This window comes from Runella sp. R0.1_18, assembly GCF_057652155.1.
The window spans coordinates 1-231 of sequence record NZ_JBYFCK010000163.1; the positions used below are offsets into that span (position 1 = coordinate 1).

General features: G+C 41.6%; 1 protein-coding gene. It reads left to right on the forward strand.

From position 1 onward, the window contains the following. Window position 1: 1 nt before the first annotated feature. On the forward strand, window positions 2–231 hold a 230-nt coding region (locus AC23P2_RS31470), incomplete at its 3' end, for a hypothetical protein (protein ID WP_487776846.1).

Sequence of the window (231 nt, forward strand, 5' to 3'; positions counted from 1 at the left end):
CTTGAATGCCGGAAGAAAACGTCGTGGGGAACTCGTTTCTTGCTTCTTAATTCAAACAACTGACGACATGAACAGTATCGGTCGTACAATCAACTCAGCTCTTCAATTATCAAGAATTGGAGGAGGAGTAGGGGTAAGCTTGTCTAACGTTCGTGCAGCAGGTGACCCAATCAAGAAAATTGAGAATGCATCAAGCGGTGTTGTTCCAATTATGAAATTATTAGAAGATAG